Source organism: Paraburkholderia phenoliruptrix (assembly GCF_902859825.1).
GTDB lineage: Bacteria > Pseudomonadota > Gammaproteobacteria > Burkholderiales > Burkholderiaceae > Paraburkholderia > Paraburkholderia phenoliruptrix.
This window is the reverse complement of record NZ_CADIKB010000010.1, coordinates 98,919-118,502: the sequence shown is the minus strand read 5'-3', so window position 1 is coordinate 118,502 and position 19,584 is coordinate 98,919. Positions and strand designations below refer to the sequence as shown.

The following is a 19,584-nucleotide window of genomic DNA, read 5'->3' as shown; positions in this document are numbered from 1 at the left end:
AACTGCTTCATGCCACGCTTCCTCATGCGGAGCGCGATCACGCTCGCGCTTTTCGCCGCCGTCCCGGCCTTTGCGGACGTAACGCTCGACGGCCGGTCCGTCACGCCCGAATCGATCGCGCGCATCGCCGACGGCGAAGCCGTGTCGATCGCGCCGGCCGCCCGCCAGCGCGTCGTCGCCGCGCACGACGTACTGCTGAAGGCCGCCGCGGCCGGCCAGCAGATCTACGGGCTCACGGTCGGTGTCGGCCTCAACAAGGACCGCGAGATGGTCGATGCGCACGGCAAGCTGTCGCAGGAGGTCATCGACGCGTCGACGCGCTTCAACATCGGGCTGATCCACGCGCATTCGGGCAGCGTCGGCCCAGACACGAGCGTGCGCGTGGCGCGCGCCGCGATGGCCGCACGCCTGAACGCGATGCTCGACGGCGGCGCCGGCGTGCAGCCTGCGATCGTTGATGCATACGCGCAATTCCTCAATCGCGGCGTCACGCCGGCTATGCCGTCGGACGGCTCGATCGGCGAAGCCGACATCACGATCCTGAGCCACGTCGGCCTCGCGATGCTCGGCGAAGGCGACGTGTACTACCAGGGGCGCAAGGTCGCGGCCGCCAATGCACTGAAATCGGCAAGCATCGCGACGATCCGTCCGTACGGCAAGGACGCGCTCGCGATCCTCAGTTCCAACGCGTACTCGGCCGGAATGGCGGCGCTCGCCCTCACCGACATGGCGCATCTCGCACAGGTGTCGAAGGTCGTGTTCGCGCTGAGCCTGCAGGGGCTGAACGGCAACGTGTCGCCGTTCCGCGAGGACACGCTCGCGCTGCGGCCATTCCCGGCCACGCTGCGCGCCGGTGCAACGCTGCGCACACTGCTCGCGGGCAGCAGCCTGTGGAATCGCGATCCGGACCGGCCGCTGCAGGATCCGCTCAGCTTCCGCTCCGGCGTCTATCTGCTCGGCGAAGAGGATCGCACCTACGACGAAGCGCGCGCGCTGCTGCAACTGCAGCTCAATTCGAGCGACGACAATCCGGGCGTCGCGGTCGGCGTCACGCCGAAGTCGATCCGTACGCAGGATACGGCCGGCTACGTCGACGGCGGCGGCGCGGTGCTGCCGAGCGCGAACTTCGAGCCGCTGCCGTGGGTGCTCGCGTTCGAACAGCTCGGACTCGCACTCGGCCACAACGCGCTCGCGTCCGCGCAGCGCATCGTCAAGCTGAACGACCCGCACCTCACCGGCCTCTCGCGCTTCCTCGGCACCGCGGAAACCGTGCATGCGTTCGGCGCGATGGAGAAGCCGCCGACCGCGCTTGCAATGACGGTGAAGTCGCTCGCGATGCCCGTGTCGCTCGACTACCTGCCGGTTGCCGGCGGCATCGAGGACGTCGCGACGAACGCACCCGAAGTCGTGCAACGCGTGCAGAAGCAGATCGACGCGAGCTACACGCTGCTCGGCCTCGAACTGATCGAGGCCGAGCAGGCGATCGACCTGCGCCAGCGTAAGCAGCCGTCGTTCGCGCTTGCGCCGGCCACGCAGCCGCTGTATCGCGCGCTGCGCACGAAGGTCGCGTTCCTCGAGCGCGACCGCCCGCTCACGCCTGACTTCCGGGCCGCCGATGCGTTGCTGCGCGCATATCGAAACTGAGCGGCGCACCGCCCTTCCTTCGGTTCACCCGTTAGCTGCCACCCCGCCGCCGCGATCGTCTTCCGATCGCGGTGCGGAGCACGCACGTCCGATCGCTTTGCACACATCCGGATCGAACCATCGTTCACCGTCTTTCAACCACCCGCACCGGACCCTCATCATGAAAAAAATCCTGTTCGCGCTACCGCTTGCTGCGGCAGCTACCGCCCAAGCGCAAAGCAGCGTCACGCTGTACGGCATCGTCGAAGACGGCGTCGACTACGTCTCGAACGTGCAGGGCAAGCATCTCGTGCAGCTCGCGTCGGGCGTGACGGCCGGCAGCCGCTGGGGCGTGCGCGGCATCGAGGATCTCGGCGGCGGCCTGAGCGCGATCTTCCGGCTCGAAAGCGGTTTCGATCTCAACTCCGGCCACCTCGGCAGCGGCCTCGCGTTCTCGCGCAACGCGTACGTCGGCCTGAACGACACTAAGCTCGGCACGCTCACGCTCGGCCGCCAGTGGGATTCGATCGTCGACTACGTCGAGCCGTTCACGCTGAACGGCAACATCGGCGGCTACTACTTTGCGCACCCGAACGACATGGACAACACCGACAACGGTTTCCCGATCTCGAACGCGGTCAAGTACCGTAGCCCCACGATCGCGGGCGTCACTTTCGGCGGCCTCTATGCGCTCGGCGGGCAGCCGGGCCGCTTCTCCGACAACGCGACGTTCAGCGTCGGTGCGAGCTACGCGGCGGGCCCGGTCGGCTTCGGCATCGGCTATCTGCGGATCAACAACCCGGGCGTGTCGACGCAGGGCTACCAGAACTATCCGGGCTTCACGAATGCGATCTACGGCAACTATCTCGATGCAGCACGTGCGCAGAAGGTGTTCGGCGTCGGCGCGTCGTACCAGGTCGTGCAGTGGCTCAAGCTGCTGGCCGACTTCACGAACACGAACTTCCAGCAGGGCAGCGCCGGGCACGACGCGACGTTCCAGAACTACGAGCTATCGGCGCTCGTCACGCCGACGCCGGCCGTGACGATCGGCGCCGGATTTACGTACACGACAGGACGCGACCACGCGACGAACGCGGAGCCGAAGTATCACCAGTTCAACCTGAGCGTCGAATATGCGCTGTCTAAGCGCACGAGCGTCTATGCGATGTGTGCGTTCCAAAAGGCAGCCGGCGACGCGCCGGTCGCGCAGATCGCGGGCTTCAATCCGTCCGGCAACCAGAAGCAGGCCGTCGGGCGCGCGGGCATCCGCCACGTGTTCTGACGTTCCGTTCGACGGGTGCCGTCGCGTCCTCGTCCGCCTTTCGTTCCCTCACACGAATCGATCAGTATGCCTACTCAATTAATCCGGAATGCCGGACAACGTCGCCGGTTGCTGTCAACCCTCGGCGCATCGCTGCTCGCCTGCGCGATCGCCGACGACGCCACGGCCCAGTCGTCCGTCTCGCTGTACGGGCTGGCCGACGTCTATGTCGGCGCGCAGAAGAGTCTCGGCAAGCCGCGCGCGTACGCGATGAATTCGGGCGGCTTCACGACGAGCTTCTGGGGCATCGGCGGCCGCGAGGATCTCGGCGGCGGCTACGCGCTGCAGTTCGCGCTCGAAGCGTTCATGCGCCCGTCGAACGGCGGCGCCGGCCGCTTCGGCGGCGATACGTTCTTCGGGCGCAATGCGTATGTGGGCGTCGCGACGCCGTATGGCGTACTGCGCGCGGGGCGCAATACGACACCTTATTACATCTCCGCCGTACGCTTCAATCCGTTCTCGACGTCGTTCGGTTTTTCGCCGGCGCTGAACCAGATGTACAAGGGTGTGTCGGGGCAAGGGCTCGCCGGCGACAACGGCTGGAGCAATTCGGTGCTGGTTTCGACATCCGGCGAGCACCCGCTGCAGGCGAGCCTGATCTATGCGAACGGCAACGCAGCAGGCCACACGGGCGCGAACCAATGGGGCGGCAGCGTCACCTACGACCGGCACCGTGCGTTCAGCGCGACGCTCGCGTTCCAGCAGGCGAAATACGACCGGACACCGGGCGACCTGAATGCTTCCATCGCCGGCTTCACGCAGCAGAATGCGGTGCTGGCCGGCATCGGCTATGACCTGAAGGTCGTGAAGTTCACCGCGTTCTACCAGTACGTGCACGACGCGATCGACAGCGACGGGCTCGGCACGCATAGCGGGCAAGTGGGCGCGGCGGTGCCGGTCGGCTTCGGCACAGTGCTCGCATCGGTGATGGCCGCGAAAAGCCACGGCCGCGACCGCTCGTCGAGAACGACGTGGGCGCTCGGTTACGACTACCGGTTACCGAAACGGACCAACGTCTACGTGGCCTACATGCGCGACCGCGCGTGCGGCTACGGCAATGGCGATTCAGCCGGACTCGGCCCACGCACGGCGTTCTGAATCGGCGCGCGGAGCACGGCTACGCGTCGACTTCCGCGTGCAGCAGCAACACCGCGTCGCGCTTCTCCAGCAAGTGCCGCCGCAGGATCGCCGCGAGCGCTTTGCCGTCGCGCACCTCGAGCGCACTGATGATCTCCTCATGATCGCGCACCGCACTCCGGGAAAAAAGACCCGAAGGTACCGAGTTATGAAAATTCGAAATGCGTTTCAGGGTTCGGCCCGGCGCGACGACGAGCGCAACGCGTGCCTTGATTGCGCCGATCCTGAGGTCGCTCCATAACGCCGATCATCGAGTGGCCCGAATGTGTCGATCCTGGAATGACCCGATTACGCCGGTCCGTGACACAGCCCAACTGGCGCAGACGTTCCTACATTGCGTACTGCAGTTTCTGGCTCTCCAGATTGTGATTGATCTGGTAGGCGGACGACTGGCGAACGTACAATACGGCGATGCGGGCGCGATGTTGCACTCGAATCTTGTCACTCATCGCTCTCTCAGCAATGAGTAGTTCTACACACCACAGCAGGAAGGGAGCCACATCCCCGCCAACGTGTGCGCCACCAACCGGTACCGCGGTGCGCTCGCAGCCTGCGCTCTGCCTGCCGGTTTGGAATTCCCCGTCCGGGTTGCCACACCCTTCATCCTGCGTGGCGTCACCCTGGTAGGCATCGACAGCGTGATGTGCCCCCACCGAGCGCCTGACGGCCTGGCGTCGCCTCGCATCGGACCTGGATGTCGCGTAGCTCGGGGCCATCAGCCACGAAGTGAGCCTGAACAACGCGATCCCCGTTTCCAAACAATTGCTGAACGGTAACGCTCTCTCGCAGCGGATGTGGTGCCCGGAAGACGAGAGTTTTTGATGATGAACGGCAACAAGAACCTGAGTTGATGCCTGCGTCAATGCGACCGGCGGCGAAATCACGAAGGTTCTCAGGAGTACCCAGATGCGTCTGGATGTCTGCACTGCACCGCCAAAATTCCTTTAACCACAATACGAAGTTGCGACTACAATCCATGCCATGAAGTTTTTTCGGACTCTCATATTGTTGCTGCTTTGCGCGATGCTGCCCATTAGTGGGCTGGCAGCCAGTGGCACGGCGTGGGAGTGTCCGATGCAGCAGTCGACGGCGATGGATGACGGTATGTCCACCGTCATGCCCGGCTGCGACTCACTGAAATCGACTGCGTCGGACAAGGCGAAAGGCGGTTTCTGCAAGATAACCGCCCAGTGCCAGTTCGGCAGTCTTTACCATCCCGCTGTAGCCGCGACCGTCGGGCGTCCCATGACTATGGGAAGTCGCGTCGTCTTCCACTATGCGCAGTCGCTCATCGTCCGCGAACCCGGCGGCCTGTGGCGACCTCCTCGAGCAATCTAACCCTTACTGACAGGTTCACCGCATCTGCGGTGAGGTCGTCCTGCGTCCAGGACGTGGATTCCCTATGGGTTTCCGCCGTTTGGGTTAGAACATGCAATCAAAAACCATTGGCACGCCACTGCGCTGGCGTGCACCCCTGCGCGCGCGCTCGTTCGCCGTCGCGCTGATACTCGCGGGCACCGTCGCGCATGCGCAGAACGTGTCGTTCACGCTTGAAGCGGCGCTGCAGTCGGCGACCGACCGCTCTGCTGCGATGCAGGCCGCGCAGGCGTCGGTACGCGCCAGCTCGGAAGCCGCCGTCAAGGCCGGCCAGTTGCCAGACCCTACGCTCAAGGCCGGCATCGACAATTTGCCGGTCACTGGGCCACAAAACTTCACCATCGGCCAGGACTTCATGACGATGCGTCGCATCGGCATCGAACAGGAATGGGTCTCGGGTGAGAAGCGGCGCCTGCGTTCGACACTTGCAAACCAGATGGTCAGCCGTGAGCACGATGGCTATCTGCTGCAACTCGCCAATGTCCGGCAGCAGACCGCAGGTGCATGGCTGAACGCCATCTACGCAAAAAATGCCGTGGCGCTGCAGCAAGAACTGCTCGACCACATGAACCACGAACTCGCCGCCACCAAAGCCTCGTACAGAGGCGCGAAAGCGACAGCCGCCGACGTCGTGCAAGCCCAGGCGATGCTCGCGCAAACACAGGACCAGGTGCTCAAGGCCGGGCAAACGTACAAGACTGCCCTGATCACGCTTTCACGATGGACCGCAACGCCCGTGTCCGACGTTACCGGCGAGCCGCCGGCACCCGAGTCGTTCATATCGTCACTGCCCCCGGGGGAGTTGAAGCAGGTTCAGCCCGCGCTGGTCGCAGCGGCCGATGACATTGCCGTCGCCGACGCCGACACGGACGTCGCGAACAGCGAGCGCAGTCCCAACTGGACGTGGGAGATTGCGTACCAGCAACGAGGCGGCGGCTATTCGAACATGGTTTCCATTGGCGTGAGTATCCCGCTGCCCATCAACCGCAAAAACCGACAGAACCGGGATGCAGCCGAGAAGGCGGAACTCGCCACCAAGGCGCGCCTGCTGTACGAGGACACTCAACGACAGGTCGAAGCGGATATTCAGGCCCAGTCAGCGACGCTCGCAAGCGGCCGGGAGCGCATCACGAATCTCAGCCAGTCGCTCCTGCCTGCGGCCGAGCAGCGCGTGCAGCTTGCCAACGCAGCCTACCGGTCGGGGACAGGCTCCCTTGCCGATACGTTCGCGGCACGCCGCGCTCAACTCGATGCGCAGCTTCAGGTGCTTGACCTCAAACGTGAAGTCTCGCAGACCTGGGCACAGCTCGAATACCAGGTCGTGCCGCCGACGATGGCCGCCGCACAGTGAAGGAGAGAACGACGATGAACAAACCACTGATACGCGGGGTTTTGCTGGTATTCGCCAGTGCGGCCCTGCTTGGCGCAGGCTACTTTGCGGGCAACCGTCACGCTGCAACAAACGCAATGGGCGCGTCCGTGAATGCCGCCGCCGCAACTTCAACGGGCGACAAGGTCGACCCCAAGACAGGACGGAAGGTGCTCTAGTGGCACGATCCGATGGTGCCCGCACAGCACTTCGACAAGCCGGGCAAGTCGCCCTTCATGGACATGCAGCTCGAACCCGTATATGCGGATGAGGGCGGTGGCGGCGCAGGCGTCCGGATTGACCCGGGTCTGCAGCAGAATCTCGGCATCCGATATGCGAGCGTTCGCAGGCAGGATACCGCAGAAGGGTTTGACGCGGTTGGCACCACACAGTTCGATGAATCCAGGGCCGACGTCGTACAGTCGCGCGTGACTGGCTATATCGACCACCTTTATGCCAGTGCCCCGATGCAGCGGATAAACAAGGGAGCGCCTATAGCGTCCCTGTTCGTGCCCGACTGGCTCGCCCCGCAGGAAGAGTATCTGTCGCTCAAGCGCGGCGGGATGGACGCGAGCCTGCTGGAGGCGTCGCGTGCGCGCATGCGTGCGCTCTCGATTCCAGATGGGCTCATCGCCAGCCTTGATCTCACCGGAAAGGTCCAGACGCATGTTGTCTTGTCGTCGCCCGAGACCGGCGTCGTGAGCGAACTGAACGTGCGGGACGGTGCCCAGGTCGCGCCGGGGCAGACGCTTGCCAAGGTTGCTGGTCTCTCGAAGCTCTGGCTCATCGTCGAGATTCCCGAGGCGCTCGCCTTGAGCGTGCAGCCCGGCATGACGGTCGATGCCACGTTCTTCGGCGACCCGACACAGCACTTCAAAGGGCAGATACGCGAAATTCTCCCGGGCATCAGCGCCACCAGTCGTACGCTTCAGGCGCGGCTTGAAATTGACAACCCGGCGCAGAAGCTCTCGCCGGGCATGTTGATGCGCGTGCGGGTCGGCGGGCAGAGGATGGTTTCCAGACTGCTCGTGCCATCAGAGGCGGTCATCACGACAGGCAAGCGCTCGGTGGTCATCGCGAGGAATGGGGACGGCCGCCTGCAACCGGTCTCGGTGACCGTAGGCAACGATGTCGGCGACGAGACCGAGGTGCTCAGGGGCCTGAATGATGGCGATACGGTCGTTGCATCCGGCCAGTTCCTCATCGATTCCGAAGCCAGCCTGAAATCGGTGCTACCACGGCTCGAAGGCAGTACAGGCGCCGGCACCAGTTCTCCGACATCAGCGGCCGCTGTGGCTTCGCCTGCTGCAGCAACCTATGAGACAACCGGCAAGGTCGAACACGTTACCGCGAAAGACATCACGTTCTCGCATCAGCCCGTGCCGGCGCTCGGCTGGCCCGCGATGACGATGGCGTTCGGCAAGCCCTCGCCCGACGCATTCGCGGACGTGAAGCCTGGCCAGACCGTTCATTTCGCATTCCGGCAGTCCGATGACGGCTACCAGCTCACGAAGGTTGAACCAGCCGGAGGCACGAAATGATTGCGCGCCTCATTCGCTGGTCCATCCATAACCGCTTTCTTGTGCTGCTAGCGACCGTGCTGGTCACCGCGTGGGGCGTGTACTCTGTAGCGCAGACTCCGCTCGATGCCCTGCCCGACCTCTCCGATACGCAGGTCATCATCAAGGCGTCGTATCCGGGCAAGGCGCCCCAGGTCATCGAGGACCAGGTCACCTATCCGCTCACGACAACGCTACTGGGCGTGCCCGGTGCGAAAACCATCCGCGCGTATTCATCGTTCGGTGACGCGTTCGTCTACGTTCTGTTCGACGACAGGACAGATCAGTACTGGGCCCGCTCGCGTGTGCTCGAATACCTGAACCAGGTGCAAAGCCGCCTTCCTCAGGGCGCGACGGTTTCGCTCGGCCCCGATGCAACGGGCGTGGGCTGGGTGTACGAATACGCGCTTGTCGACCGGACCGCGAAGCATGACCTTGGGCAACTCCGGGCGCTGAATGACTGGTTCCTGAAGTTCGAGCTGAAAGCCGTCCCCGACGTTTCCGAAGTGGCGAGCATCGGCGGGATGGTGCGGCAGTATCAGGTCGTGCTCGACCCGGACAAGCTGCGCGCGTACGGCATCACGCAGGCGATGGTGACAGATGCGCTCGGCAAGGCCAACCAGGAGTCGGGCGGTTCAGTCATCGAGCTCGCCGAATCCGAATACATGGTCCGGTCGTCGGGTTATCTGCATAGCCTGGACGACTTCCGCAACGTCGTGCTTCGCACCAATGACGCGGGCACCCCCGTGCTGCTTGGTGACGTTGCACGTCTCCAGATCGGGCCTGAGATGCGTCGCGGCATTGCGGAGCTCAATGGCCAGGGCGAAGTGGCAGGTGGTGTCATCGTCATGCGTTCCCGCAAAAATGCGCTGACAACCATCGACGCGGTAAAAGCCAAACTCGCGGATCTGAAGCGTTCGTTGCCCCCTGGCGTCGAAATCGTGACGACCTATGACCGCTCTCAGCTCATCGAACGTGCAGTGGACAACCTGAAGGACAAGCTCATCGAGGAGTTCATCATCGTCGGACTCGTGTGCGCGGTGTTCCTATTCCACCTGCGTAGTGCGTTCGTGGCGATCCTGTCACTGCCGCTCGGCGTGCTCGCCGCGTTCATCGTGATGCGCTACCAGGGCGTCAACGCGAACCTGATGTCGCTCGGCGGCATTGCGATAGCCATCGGCGCGATGATTGACGCCGCGATTGTCATGATCGAGAACGCGCACAAGCATCTGGAAGCGTTCGAGCTTGCGCACCCCGATAAGCCGATCACCGCGTCGCAGCGATGGGAACTGATTGCGACATCGGCGGCGGAGGTGGGACCAGCGCTTTTCTTCTCGCTGCTCATCATTACGCTGTCGTTCATCCCGGTGTTCTCGCTGGAAGGCCAGGAGGGCAAGCTCTTTGCGCCGCTGGCTTTTACGAAGACATACACGATTGCCGCCGCGGCTGGTCTGTCGGTGACCCTCGTGCCGGTGCTAATGGGATATTTGATTCGCGGGCGCATACCGCATGAAGCATCGAATCCCATCAATCGCGTGCTGGTGCGCATATATCGCCCCATGATCGAAGTGACGCTACGCCGGCCTTGGTTTGCCATCGGACTGGCTGTGATCGCCCTCTTTGTGACCGCAATCCCGATCTCGCGGCTCGGTGGAGAATTCATGCCTCCGCTTGACGAGGGCGACCTGCTGTACATGCCGACAGCGCTTCCGGGCATCTCGGCCGAAAAGGCGTCAGAACTGCTGCAGCAGACCGACCGGCTGATCAAGATGGTCCCTGAAGTGGCAACCGTTTTTGGCAAGTCTGGCCGCGCCGACAGTGCGACGGACCCGGCGCCCCTGGAAATGTTCGAAACGACGATCCGGTTTAAGCCGCGAAGTCAGTGGCGCCCCGGCATGACGCCAGAAAAGCTGGTCGAGGAACTCGACCGGACCGTAATGGTGCCGGGACTGTCGAACGTCTGGGTACCGCCCATCCGCAACCGGCTGGACATGCTGTCGACGGGCATCAAGACACCCGTCGGCGTAAAGATTTCCGGACCGGATCTTGGCCAGATCGACGGGGTCGCTGCGCAGATCGAGGCCGCAGTCAAGCACGTACCTGGCGTAACGTCCGCTTTGGCCGAGCGACTGAACGGTGGCCGCTATATCGATGTCGACATCAATCGGCTTGCCGCCGCGCGCTATGGCTTGTCCGTTGGCGACGTCCAGGCTGTCGTGGCGTCGGCGGTGGGGGGCGACAACGTGGGCGAGGTCATCGCAGGCCGAGAGCGCTTCCCCATCAACATCCGGTATCCACGCGAGGTGCGCGATTCGCTGGAGAAGCTGCGTCAGTTGCCGGTCGTGACGGACCGGGGCGCACAGATCCAGCTGGACGATGTCGCGGACCTGCGCATAGCGGATGGCCCGCCGATGATCCGCAGTGAAAATGCGCGGCTTTCCGGTTACGTGTACATCGATATCCGCAACGTCGACCTGCAGTCGGCCGTGAAAGCGATGCAGCAGGCCGTTACGCAGAAGGTGACGTTGCCGCCCGGGTATTCGATTGCATGGTCCGGGCAATTCGAATACCTGGAGCGCGCGGCCGCGAAGTTGCGCACCGTGATTCCGGTGACGCTCGTGGTGATCTTCGTGCTGCTGTTCCTGACGTTCAACTTCGCGGCCGACGCGCTTCTGCTCATGTCGACCGTGCCGTTCGCGCTGGTCGGCGGCTTCTGGCTCATCTGGATACTGGGGCATGCCGTTTCGGTGGCCACGTCGGTTGGCTTCATTGCACTTGCGGGTGTGGCGGCCGAATTCGGCGTGGTGATGCTGCTGTACCTGAAGAGCGCGCTGAACCGCCGCATCGAGGAAGGCGAGCCTCTGACCGAGGTAACACTCGTCGAGGCGATCCGCGAGGGCGCCGTGCTTCGGGTGCGACCCAAGGCCATGACGGTCGCGGTGGTGCTCGCCGGTCTCATCCCGATCATGGTCGGCCACGGCTCCGGTTCCGAAGTCATGCAACGCATCGCTGCTCCGATGGTTGGCGGGATGGTCACCGCGCCCCTGCTTTCCATGTTCGTGATTCCCGCCGCATGGCTGCTGCTGCAACGGCGTCGCCTCAGGATGGCGCAAAAGGAATCACAGACTCATGCAGTACCTTCCGGCACGAAAGTGTCCTCTACTCAAACTGGAGAATCATTATGAAGAAGTCGATCGTCGTATCTGCTGCTCTTGCCGCCTTTATCGCCGCGCCTGCGTTTGCGGGTAACGAGACGGCGGGCACGAACATGTCCATGAAACCCGTGACTTCGCAAGTGTCATCCAAAGATGCACTCACCGATGCGGAGGTCAGGAAGGTCGATGCCGCCAGCGGCATGGTTACGCTGAAACACGGCGCCCTTGCAAACGTCGGCATGCCGCCGATGACAATGGCATTCAAGGCGAAGGACCCGGCGATGATCAAACAGGTCCGCGAAGGCGACAAGGTCAAGGTGCGCGTCGAGAACGTCGACGGTACGCTGACGATCGTGAAGCTGGAAAAGCAGTCTTGACGAGGCGCTGAAGCGGTCTCCGCTGGCTGCCCCTTAATGGATAGCCAGCGGTTCAGTATGCATGGGGACGGCAATGCGGAAGTTATCAATCAATGTCGGACGATGGATGGGTCGCCTGAACGATGCGTCAAGGCGGGTGTTGCCCATGGCATTTGCCGCATTCATCGCGCTGACGTCCCTGGTCGCTCATGCGGCGAACTAAACCGACCTGCTGCCTCGCGGCCCGGCCTTCCGGTTGGCGATTACGCTTAGCGCACCCCGGCAGATTACCCTCGACGACTCTCGCTTCATCGCGCGCTGGTCGGGCTCGCTTTCTCAGCGAGCGACTGGCCGTCATGTATGCCCGGCATCCCGGGCGCGCGCCCACGCAGTCGCCCCGCCAGACTGGAAGCACGGGTGCTCAACCACACCCTCAAGCCACGTGATCTGCGACAACGTCAGCAGCCACAAGACGCAGAGGGTCGCCGATTCCTGGATGCACATCGCTACGTGCGCCTGCACTTCACGCCAACCTACTCGTCGTGGCTCAACCAGGTGGGAAACTGGTTCCCGCGCATCCAGCGCGATGTGATCGCGCGCGGCATCTTCACTTCGGTGAAGGATCTGGATCGCAAACTGATGCATTACATTCGCGAGCACAACAAGAACCCGAAGCCGATCAAGTGGAAATATGACGATCCTTCGCGTCGGATTCGAGTGGTGCCAATTCAATGACGCAGCGGACTAGGAACGTGCCGCACATCTCAGCAAGACAGGGCAGCAGGACCTTCTGCAGGCGCAGGAAGTGATTCGGCTCAACAACAACTTGGGGTCGACGCCTGTCGGCAACCCACGGCTGTACTGGTCAATATTGGCTCGATCCGTGTTGGTGAACACCGAGACACCTAGGGCATGAACCGACAACAGTCTGGCGCCCGCGAATGGGTAGCCGTGGAATTGTCACGCACTCCCGGACATTGGCCTGGTACCGACGGTTCTCTGGAGCTCTAATTGAGCCAGGGGCGACTGCCAGATCAACGGCGCTCGCCCTGATCCTGATGGGTGACTGGCGCGGATCAGTTCCGCAGCCTGTCAGACGAGAAGCCGGGCGCGTCATCATGCGCTTCGCAACGCGGTGTGGTGATGACAGATTTGAGTGCGATGTAACTTGAGGCGTCGGGTGGATTTATTTACCTCTTTCCCGCGGCTTTTCAATGGGTGACATTTCTATCCGTCGTGGCATTAAATCTTCAGCGCTGACCCGGTTCCCACTATCCAACACGGGTGCGATTTCAACTAATTTTGTTAAGCAATGAACACAGCGATTTTATCTTCCCTTGCCGAAATCTGATGTTCGACCGAGGCGGTAAAACCCCTGGATCCCTTCCACTGGACGCGAGCGGTCGGTTGAACGTCACCCTGCTCTCAATGCTGCAACGTCCGGACGGCAGCATTAACAAAATTAGTTGAAAATCTTTAACAAATTTAGTTGTGTGAGCGCGAATTTCCCCGGAAAAATTTCACTATCTAAATAATCATTCTTTACCTCACCGAGGCGAGAGAACCTTTACGCTCCCGTCTGAACTTAACTTTCATTGCGTGTTCTTTCACATAAATTTCGAATTGCTTGCCAATTCACGCGCACCCATTCATCAACGCGTGACAAGGCGTGCATGGCTTGGCATCGCGGATTGCAGTCACAGCAAGGACACTAGGGTCTCTCACGTTGCAGCCCTGCCCGATTCGGCAGGGCGAACACCACGATGCCACCCACTCCATGACTTTCAGTCCGACAACCCGGTCACGCCCAGTGAAAGACAGGCACCGGGCACGAAGCCGTTCATTGACCACGCCCACTCGATTGTCAATCGAAAGCTGAAAGGGTTGTTGACACGGCGCTGCCACGCGTTTGAGTAACGGGAATACCGTCGCCGATACCGACATTACAGGTCGGCACTTGACGGCTTTCGGCAGCCGGCTTTGGATAATCACCGGCGTCCGCTCGACTAAACCGTCGAGGCGATCGCCCAAAAGAGAAGTTGAGGTCGACGATACCGTCACATCCCCACTTTTTCAAACGCTGTCGTTCATGCTCGCTGACATGTACCAGGCGCAGGCTTTGCCAGGTTCCTTCGCGAGTCCAAAATCACGTTGGACCGTTCTTGATCTTACAGGTGTTTACATTCTTCTCTCGGCGTAGGTTTTCTTGAGAGAAGAATAGTTGGCGTAGGTTTTTTGTTCAACGCCAAAAAACCTACGCCAACATGGCAAGTTTAGGCACACGGATACAAGCGTCGACGCAGCAATTCAAGGGCAACGAAATCGAAAATTTTTCTTTTAATTCATGCCGTTACGGCACTTATCGAATCACCCCGGATCTCCTCGGACACTGCTGAATTTTCCGCTATTCGTTCTCTTCGAAGTAATGCCCGAACTTAACCTGCTTGGTGCGGATATACCGCTCGTTTTCCTCGCGCATCGGAATGGCGAGCGCCACACGCTCGCACACCGGAATGCCATGCTTCGAGAGCGTGTCGAACTTGTCGGGATTGTTGCTCATCAATCGGACCGACGTGACTTTCAGCGTGCGCAAAATGCCCGCGGCCGAGTCGTACTCGCGCGAGTCGTCCGGCAGGCCGAGGTCGAGGTTGGCCTCCACCGTATCGCGTCCCTGCTCCTGCAGCGCATACGCGCGGATCTTGTTCGACAGACCGATGCCGCGGCCTTCGTGCCCGCGCAGATAAAGCAGCACGCCACAGCCTTCCGCGGCGATGTAGCGCAGCGCGAGGTCGAGCTGTTCGCCGCAGTCGCAGCGGTAAGAGCCGAGCACGTCGCCCGTCAGGCATTCGGAGTGCAAACGTGTCAACACCGAGGACTTGTCGGCGACGTCGCCCATTACCAGGGCAAGGTGCTCGGCGCCGCTTTCGACCACGCGAAACACGTAAGAGGTGAACGTGCCGTAGCGCGTGGGAAGCGTGGCGGTGGCGTCGAGAACGACGCATTCGCCTGTGATTGCGCCGTCTGCCGCAGGCGACGGATCGTGAGACGTGAGCATGGCGTTAGACAATGGTGCTGGACGTGAACCCGACGAAACCGGGGATTAGGTACGGACAGGAGTTTACCGCTAATCGGCGTACCGCACCCGGATGCCCATGCATGGCGCACGGATCATGCACCACGAAAGCGCTAAACACGTCGACGCAAACGTCGCGACACATGCGCTGCGCTACATGAATTGCAGGCTTTGCGCGCTCCAGGTATTCCCGGACACACTCGCTGGCGCGTCGCGCCTATACTGGAATCGCCTGTCCCCGACAGCCCGCCGCGCCGGCGCGCTGCACTGCGAAACGGAGCCGCTCCATGACAACCGTTGCACAGCTTCTTAAAACGAAACCGAACCACACCACCGTTTTCACCATCGGAGCCGACGACTCCGTGTACGAAGCGATCAAGCTGATGGCCGACAAGGGCATCGGCGCCCTCGTGGTAACGGATGGCGACACCATCGCGGGAATCGTCACGGAGCGCGACTATGCGCGCAAGGTCGTGCTGATGGACCGCTCGTCGAAGGCCACACCGGTGCGCGAGATCATGAGCAAAGCGGTGCGCTTCGTGCGCCCCGACCAGACCACCGACGACTGCATGGCGCTCATGACGGAGCGGCGCATGCGCCACTTGCCGGTGATCGAGAACGACAGGCTCGTCGGCATGGTGTCGATCGGCGACCTGGTGAAGAACATCATCGCCGAACAGCAATTCACCATTCAGCAACTCGAGTTCTACATTCACGGCGAGCGTCCCTGACCGGTCCCGCTCGCTCGTCCGCGCGCTCGTCCAGGTGCGTCTCTTGACGCGTGTCGTGGCGGCATCGGCCGCAAAAAAAGCCCAATCGCTGAGCGGTTGGGCCAAGCTACCTTGCGGCAGCGGAGGTTCCTCGAGTTCTGGACGGCCCCTTTTTGCAGTGGGCTCTCGGGATGCCGGGCTTGCCGGATCTGCTCTCTGACACTTGCTCGCGCAAGGGCGAACGTGCGACCGCGCACGAGGTGCGGCGACGCTGAGGTGCGCCGCACTCTCTCCGTGTAGCCGCGCGCCGCTCATCCACGGCGCGCTGGCTCACGATTCGGCTCGCTCGCCCTTATTTGCCGCATATTTGTCGCCTATCTGCGGCTTATCTGCGGCTTAGTTGCCGAAGTACACCGACTTCGGACCGGTCATCGGCTCACGCACGGCGCCCGATTGCGACGAACCGCTCGTCGCGCCGCCGTAGCCGCTCGTATCGGCAACCGGCTGCTGCGTTTGCGCGACGGCCGGGTTCTCCGCCTGCACGCGGCGTTCGGCGGCCTGAACGTCGGCCGGATAGTACGGGTCGTTGCTCACGGCGGGGTTATAGCCGGCTCGTTCCAACTGGATCAGCTCGTTGCGCACTTCGGCGCGCGTAACAGGCTGCTGGCTCGATTGCGCGAAAGACGCGACCGGAGCGGCGAGAACGGCTGCAATAGCGACTGCCTTGATAAGCGATTTCATGGTTATTACCTCCAGACTTGGTTTTATTTGCCGCGCTTGCCACACCATGTGGAAGCGAGTGATTCCAGTCTAGTCACCGGCTCACCAAGGGAAAACCCCTATTTGTGAGATACATAATTGCCCCAGCTGAAAAAGTGCGACGAAATTGCCGGCGCGCCGATGCAAGGGGCATGGCAAACGTAATAGTTGGCCAGAAAGACAGCCGGGCGCCGGCGAACTCATGAAAGGGCCGCTCACATTTTCCGATGCTGTCGCCGCGGGGCGGCGCGGCGGTCAGACCGGCGCGCCGTCGCCCAAGTCGGCGTGAGGCGCGACAAGCAGCTTGCGCGGTCCGCTCACGAACGCGCTGCCGGGCTCGAAAAAGCGCAACGGTCGATGCATCTCGCGTGACAAGCCGATGCGCGTGGTAACGCCGATCGGCCCCTCGCCCTTCTCTATCACGCCGACCCACAGACCGCGGCCGGCGCACAGATCCCAGCCGTCGAACGAAGGACCGATGCCGAGCGCCGTAGTCAGGCGGCCAGGCCCCCGCGCCAGGTCGCGCAACGGCACGCCGGGGCGCCGCGCCTCCATGAGCGGCAACCCTTCGAGCGGCTCCACCGCGCGAATCAGCACGCCGGCGCCCACATCCTCTTCTTCCGCCGACATGTTGAGCATGTACGAAACTCCGTAGGTCAGCCTCACGTATGCATGGCCCGGCGCAAGGAACAGCGAGCCGTTGTAATGGCGGCGTCCGATGAACGCGTGGCTCGTCGAATCGCCGATCGGATAGGCCTCCGTCTCGACGATCCGGCCGCTCATGCGCCCCTCCGGTGCATCGTGAATGAGGTATTTGCCGATCATGAACCGCGCGAGCTCCGTCGCGCCGACGGGCAAATCGTCACGCGACAGCGGGATGATGGGAAGCAGCGGTTTGCGCATGCGTTGAGCCTTTGTCGATGTGTCGGTTTGTGCTTCGGTTTGTGCTTCGGTTTGTGCTTCGGTTTGAGTCCAGTCCGTGTCCGCTGTGTCCGGATTGATGCCTCGGTGCATGCATTATCAGCAAACGCCACGCCCCTTCCGCGATTTCAGGGGCGCCGCGCGCTGCGCCAGGACATCGAGCGCGATGGGCGACCGTTGTACCGACGCCTCATTTCCTGACACCGGCGACCTCATTCTGGAACCAACAGGAGTATCGTGTCCTTCCGGCCCGCAGGAAGCCCTGGCCGGGCGCGTGGGCTTCGGTCCGCGCCAGCAGCCTCGCTGAGCCTGTCAGTCTGAAGCATTCGCAAGATCCGCAGCACAGTCCTTCGCATTCCTTTCCGCTGTACCCGCAGTGCAAGCAGACGGTCCCCGCCAGGGGACAAGCCTATTCACGACAAGGAGAAACAAGCATGAAAGCATCCACGGCAATGAAGATGATCGGCGGCGCGCTGATCGTCCTGGCTTCGCTCAACGCATCCGCGCAAAGCAGCGACGCGGCGGCCGCACCGGCAGCGGCGGCATCGTCCGCGGCAACCGGCAAGCAGGCCAAGGCGGCCAACCGTGCGCTGGGCCGCAAGGTCCGCAGCGCGCTCGCCAAGACCAAGGGCGTCTCCGTCGCCAACATCAGCGTGCGCGCACGCGGCGGCGCGGTAACGCTGGCAGGCACGGTGCCCGATCAGTCGCAAATCGACCTGGCGACGCAAGCGGCACAAGGCGTGGCAGGCGTGACGTCGGTCAAGAATGCGTTGACGGTTCGTCCGGTCGGGCAATAACGGGCAGTGACGAGCGGCGCCGGCGCGCTCGTCGCGCCGGCCCGACGGGAAGCGGACGGGCGGCGTTCGGTCGGCGGGGCGCCGGCATCCGCGGGGCGTAAAGAGCGTTGGATAAGACGGTTGTTGTTTTTCGAGCGGTGAGCGTGAGCCGCGAGCCGCGAGCCGCGAGTCACGAGTCACGAGTCACGAGTCACGAGTCACGAGTCACGAGCCGGGAGTCACGAGCCGCGAGCCTCAGCGCAAACGGCAACCGCAAGCCCCCAAGCCCCCAACCCCCAACCGCCCCTCTTCGCCCCCTCGAGAACAAGCAAAAGCCAAGGAAGCCGATGACCACGCCCGCGACCATCTTGCCCCGCTGGACTCTGGCCGTGCCGTTTATCGCGTGGATCGTGCTCGGCGCAGCCTACGCGTTGCCAGGCAACGGCCTGCTGCTCGCCCTGGTGGGCGTCGCGCTCTGCTCGGCGGTGTTCGCGGCCGTGCATCACGCGGAAGTCGTCGCGCACCGCGTCGGCGAACCGTTCGGCACGCTGGTGCTCGCGATCGCGGTCACCGTCATCGAAGTGGCGTTGATCGTTTCGGTCATGCTGACTTCCGGTCCTGAGAAAGCCGGCCTCGCGCGCGACACGGTGTTCGCCGCCGTCATGATCGTGTGCAACGGGATTGTGGGACTGTGCCTGCTGGTGGGCGGCATCCGCCATCGCGAGCAGGATTTTCAGATCCGCGGCGCAGCGGCGGCGCTCGCCGTGCTGGCGTCCCTCTCGGTGCTGACGCTCGTCATGCCGAACTACACGACGACGAGCGCCGGTCCCATGCTCGCGCCGTCGCAACTCGCGTTCGCGGGTGTGTCGTCGCTGGTGCTGTACGGCGTGTTCGTGTTCGTGCAGACGGTCAGACATCGCGACTACTTTCTCGCCGGCGTGCCCGACGAAGACGTGCATGCCGCGCCGCCTGGCGCCGGGCTCGCGCTCGCGAGCGGCGGCCTCCTGCTGATGTGTCTCGTCGCCGTGGTGCTGCTCGCCAAGCTGTTGTCGCCGGTCGTCGAGACGGCGGTTGAAAACGCGGGCGCGCCGCCCGCGGTGGTCGGCATCGTGATCGCCGCGCTGGTGCTGCTGCCGGAAGGCCTCGCCGCGGTCCGCGCAGCGCGCGCGGACCGCTTGCAGAACAGCCTGAACCTCGCGCTCGGCTCGGCGCTCGCCAGCATCGGCCTGACCATTCCGACCGTCGCCGCCGTGTTTCTGTCGACGGGCCAGCCGCTCGTGCTCGGCATCGACGGCAAGGAAACGGTGCTCCTGTTGCTCACGCTGCTGGTCGGCACGCTGACGCTCAGCACCGGACGCACGACCATCCTCCAGGGCGCCGTGCACCTGTCGCTGTTGGCCGCCTATCTGTTCCTGTCGTTCGCGCCCTGACGGATCGCACGCGTCGCG

13 protein-coding genes and 4 pseudogenes are annotated in these 19,584 nt (G+C 62.9%); 13 read left to right on the top strand and 4 right to left on the bottom strand.

Translation table 11 applies throughout. The features are described 5' to 3' along the window. Nucleotides 1-9 precede the first annotated feature (9 nt). The 3 genes from HV711_RS13465 to HV711_RS13455 all read left to right on the top strand — a co-directional run bounded on the left by HV711_RS13465 (nucleotide 10) and on the right by HV711_RS13455 (nucleotide 4,042). Nucleotides 10-1,644 (top strand): HAL/PAL/TAL family ammonia-lyase, encoded by a 1,635-nt coding sequence (locus HV711_RS13465; protein ID WP_051224132.1) that lies wholly within the window; start codon nucleotides 10-12, stop codon nucleotides 1,642-1,644. Between the two features lie 160 nt (nucleotides 1,645-1,804). Next, nucleotides 1,805-2,905 carry a porin gene (locus HV711_RS13460; protein WP_035480484.1) on the top strand — a complete coding sequence of 367 codons (1,101 nt, stop codon included), beginning with the start codon at nucleotides 1,805-1,807 and terminating at the stop codon, nucleotides 2,903-2,905. 108 nt (nucleotides 2,906-3,013) lie between these two features. Beyond that, nucleotides 3,014-4,042, top strand: coding sequence for a porin (locus HV711_RS13455; protein ID WP_051224135.1), 1,029 nt, complete (start codon nucleotides 3,014-3,016; stop codon nucleotides 4,040-4,042). A gap of 19 nt (nucleotides 4,043-4,061) precedes the next feature. Here HV711_RS13455 and HV711_RS13450 read toward each other — a convergent pair. Next, a pseudogene (locus tag HV711_RS13450) lies at nucleotides 4,062-4,199 on the bottom strand (GntR family transcriptional regulator); the annotation flags it as partial. Between the two features lie 373 nt (nucleotides 4,200-4,572). On the opposite strand from HV711_RS13450, the pseudogene HV711_RS33490 reads away from it, so the two are divergent. The 7 genes and pseudogenes from HV711_RS33490 to HV711_RS13415 all read left to right on the top strand — a co-directional run. Next, nucleotides 4,573-4,903 (top strand): annotated as a pseudogene (locus HV711_RS33490) (hypothetical protein); the annotation flags it as partial. A gap of 159 nt (nucleotides 4,904-5,062) precedes the next feature. Further along, the gene (locus HV711_RS13440) at nucleotides 5,063-5,419 is read left to right on the top strand and encodes a hypothetical protein (RefSeq protein ID WP_035480488.1); all 357 of its coding nucleotides are present in this window, start codon (nucleotides 5,063-5,065) and stop codon (nucleotides 5,417-5,419) included. Nucleotides 5,420-5,510: 91 nt separating this feature from the next. Next, on the top strand, nucleotides 5,511-6,809 hold the full coding sequence (locus HV711_RS13435) for a TolC family protein (RefSeq protein WP_035480490.1): 1,299 nt from the start codon (nucleotides 5,511-5,513) through the stop codon (nucleotides 6,807-6,809). A 14-nt stretch (nucleotides 6,810-6,823) separates the two neighbouring features. Then, nucleotides 6,824-8,368: pseudogene (locus tag HV711_RS13430) on the top strand (efflux RND transporter periplasmic adaptor subunit). Next, entirely contained in the window at nucleotides 8,365-11,571 is a 3,207-nt protein-coding gene (locus HV711_RS13425) for an efflux RND transporter permease subunit (RefSeq protein WP_035480492.1), read from the top strand. The pseudogene HV711_RS13430 and the gene HV711_RS13425 overlap by 4 nt, the downstream one beginning before the upstream one ends. Then, nucleotides 11,568-11,918, top strand: a complete 351-nt coding sequence (locus HV711_RS13420; protein ID WP_035480493.1) for a copper-binding protein — start codon at nucleotides 11,568-11,570, stop codon at nucleotides 11,916-11,918. The genes HV711_RS13425 and HV711_RS13420 overlap by 4 nt, the downstream gene beginning before the upstream one ends. A gap of 418 nt (nucleotides 11,919-12,336) precedes the next feature. Next, nucleotides 12,337-12,632: pseudogene (locus HV711_RS13415) on the top strand (transposase); the annotation flags it as partial. A 1,669-nt stretch (nucleotides 12,633-14,301) separates the two neighbouring features. On the opposite strand, the gene ribA reads toward HV711_RS13415, so the two are convergent. Then, the gene (ribA, locus tag HV711_RS13410) at nucleotides 14,302-14,952 is read right to left on the bottom strand and encodes a GTP cyclohydrolase II (protein WP_028361406.1); all 651 of its coding nucleotides are present in this window, start codon (nucleotides 14,950-14,952) and stop codon (nucleotides 14,302-14,304) included. 305 nt (nucleotides 14,953-15,257) lie between these two features. Here ribA and HV711_RS13405 point away from each other — a divergent pair, with 305 nt between their 5' ends. Beyond that, on the top strand, nucleotides 15,258-15,701 hold the full coding sequence (locus tag HV711_RS13405) for a CBS domain-containing protein (protein WP_013592141.1): 444 nt from the start codon (nucleotides 15,258-15,260) through the stop codon (nucleotides 15,699-15,701). Between the two features lie 375 nt (nucleotides 15,702-16,076). Here HV711_RS13405 and HV711_RS13400 read toward each other — a convergent pair whose 3' ends face one another. Further along, on the bottom strand, nucleotides 16,077-16,421 hold the full coding sequence (locus tag HV711_RS13400) for a DUF4148 domain-containing protein (protein ID WP_013592140.1): 345 nt from the start codon (nucleotides 16,419-16,421) through the stop codon (nucleotides 16,077-16,079). Nucleotides 16,422-16,694: 273 nt separating this feature from the next. Continuing rightward, nucleotides 16,695-17,342 (bottom strand): DNA-3-methyladenine glycosylase, encoded by a 648-nt coding sequence (locus HV711_RS13395; RefSeq protein ID WP_035480504.1) that lies wholly within the window; start codon nucleotides 17,340-17,342, stop codon nucleotides 16,695-16,697. A 452-nt stretch (nucleotides 17,343-17,794) separates the two neighbouring features. On the opposite strand from HV711_RS13395, the gene HV711_RS13390 reads away from it, so the two are divergent. Continuing rightward, a complete protein-coding gene (locus HV711_RS13390) occupies nucleotides 17,795-18,157 on the top strand; it encodes a BON domain-containing protein (protein ID WP_013592138.1) in 363 nt (120 codons plus the stop codon). Nucleotides 18,158-18,483: 326 nt separating this feature from the next. After that, the gene (locus HV711_RS13385; RefSeq protein ID WP_035478557.1) at nucleotides 18,484-19,566 is read left to right on the top strand and encodes a calcium:cation antiporter; all 1,083 of its coding nucleotides are present in this window, start codon (nucleotides 18,484-18,486) and stop codon (nucleotides 19,564-19,566) included. Nucleotides 19,567-19,584 lie beyond the last annotated feature (18 nt).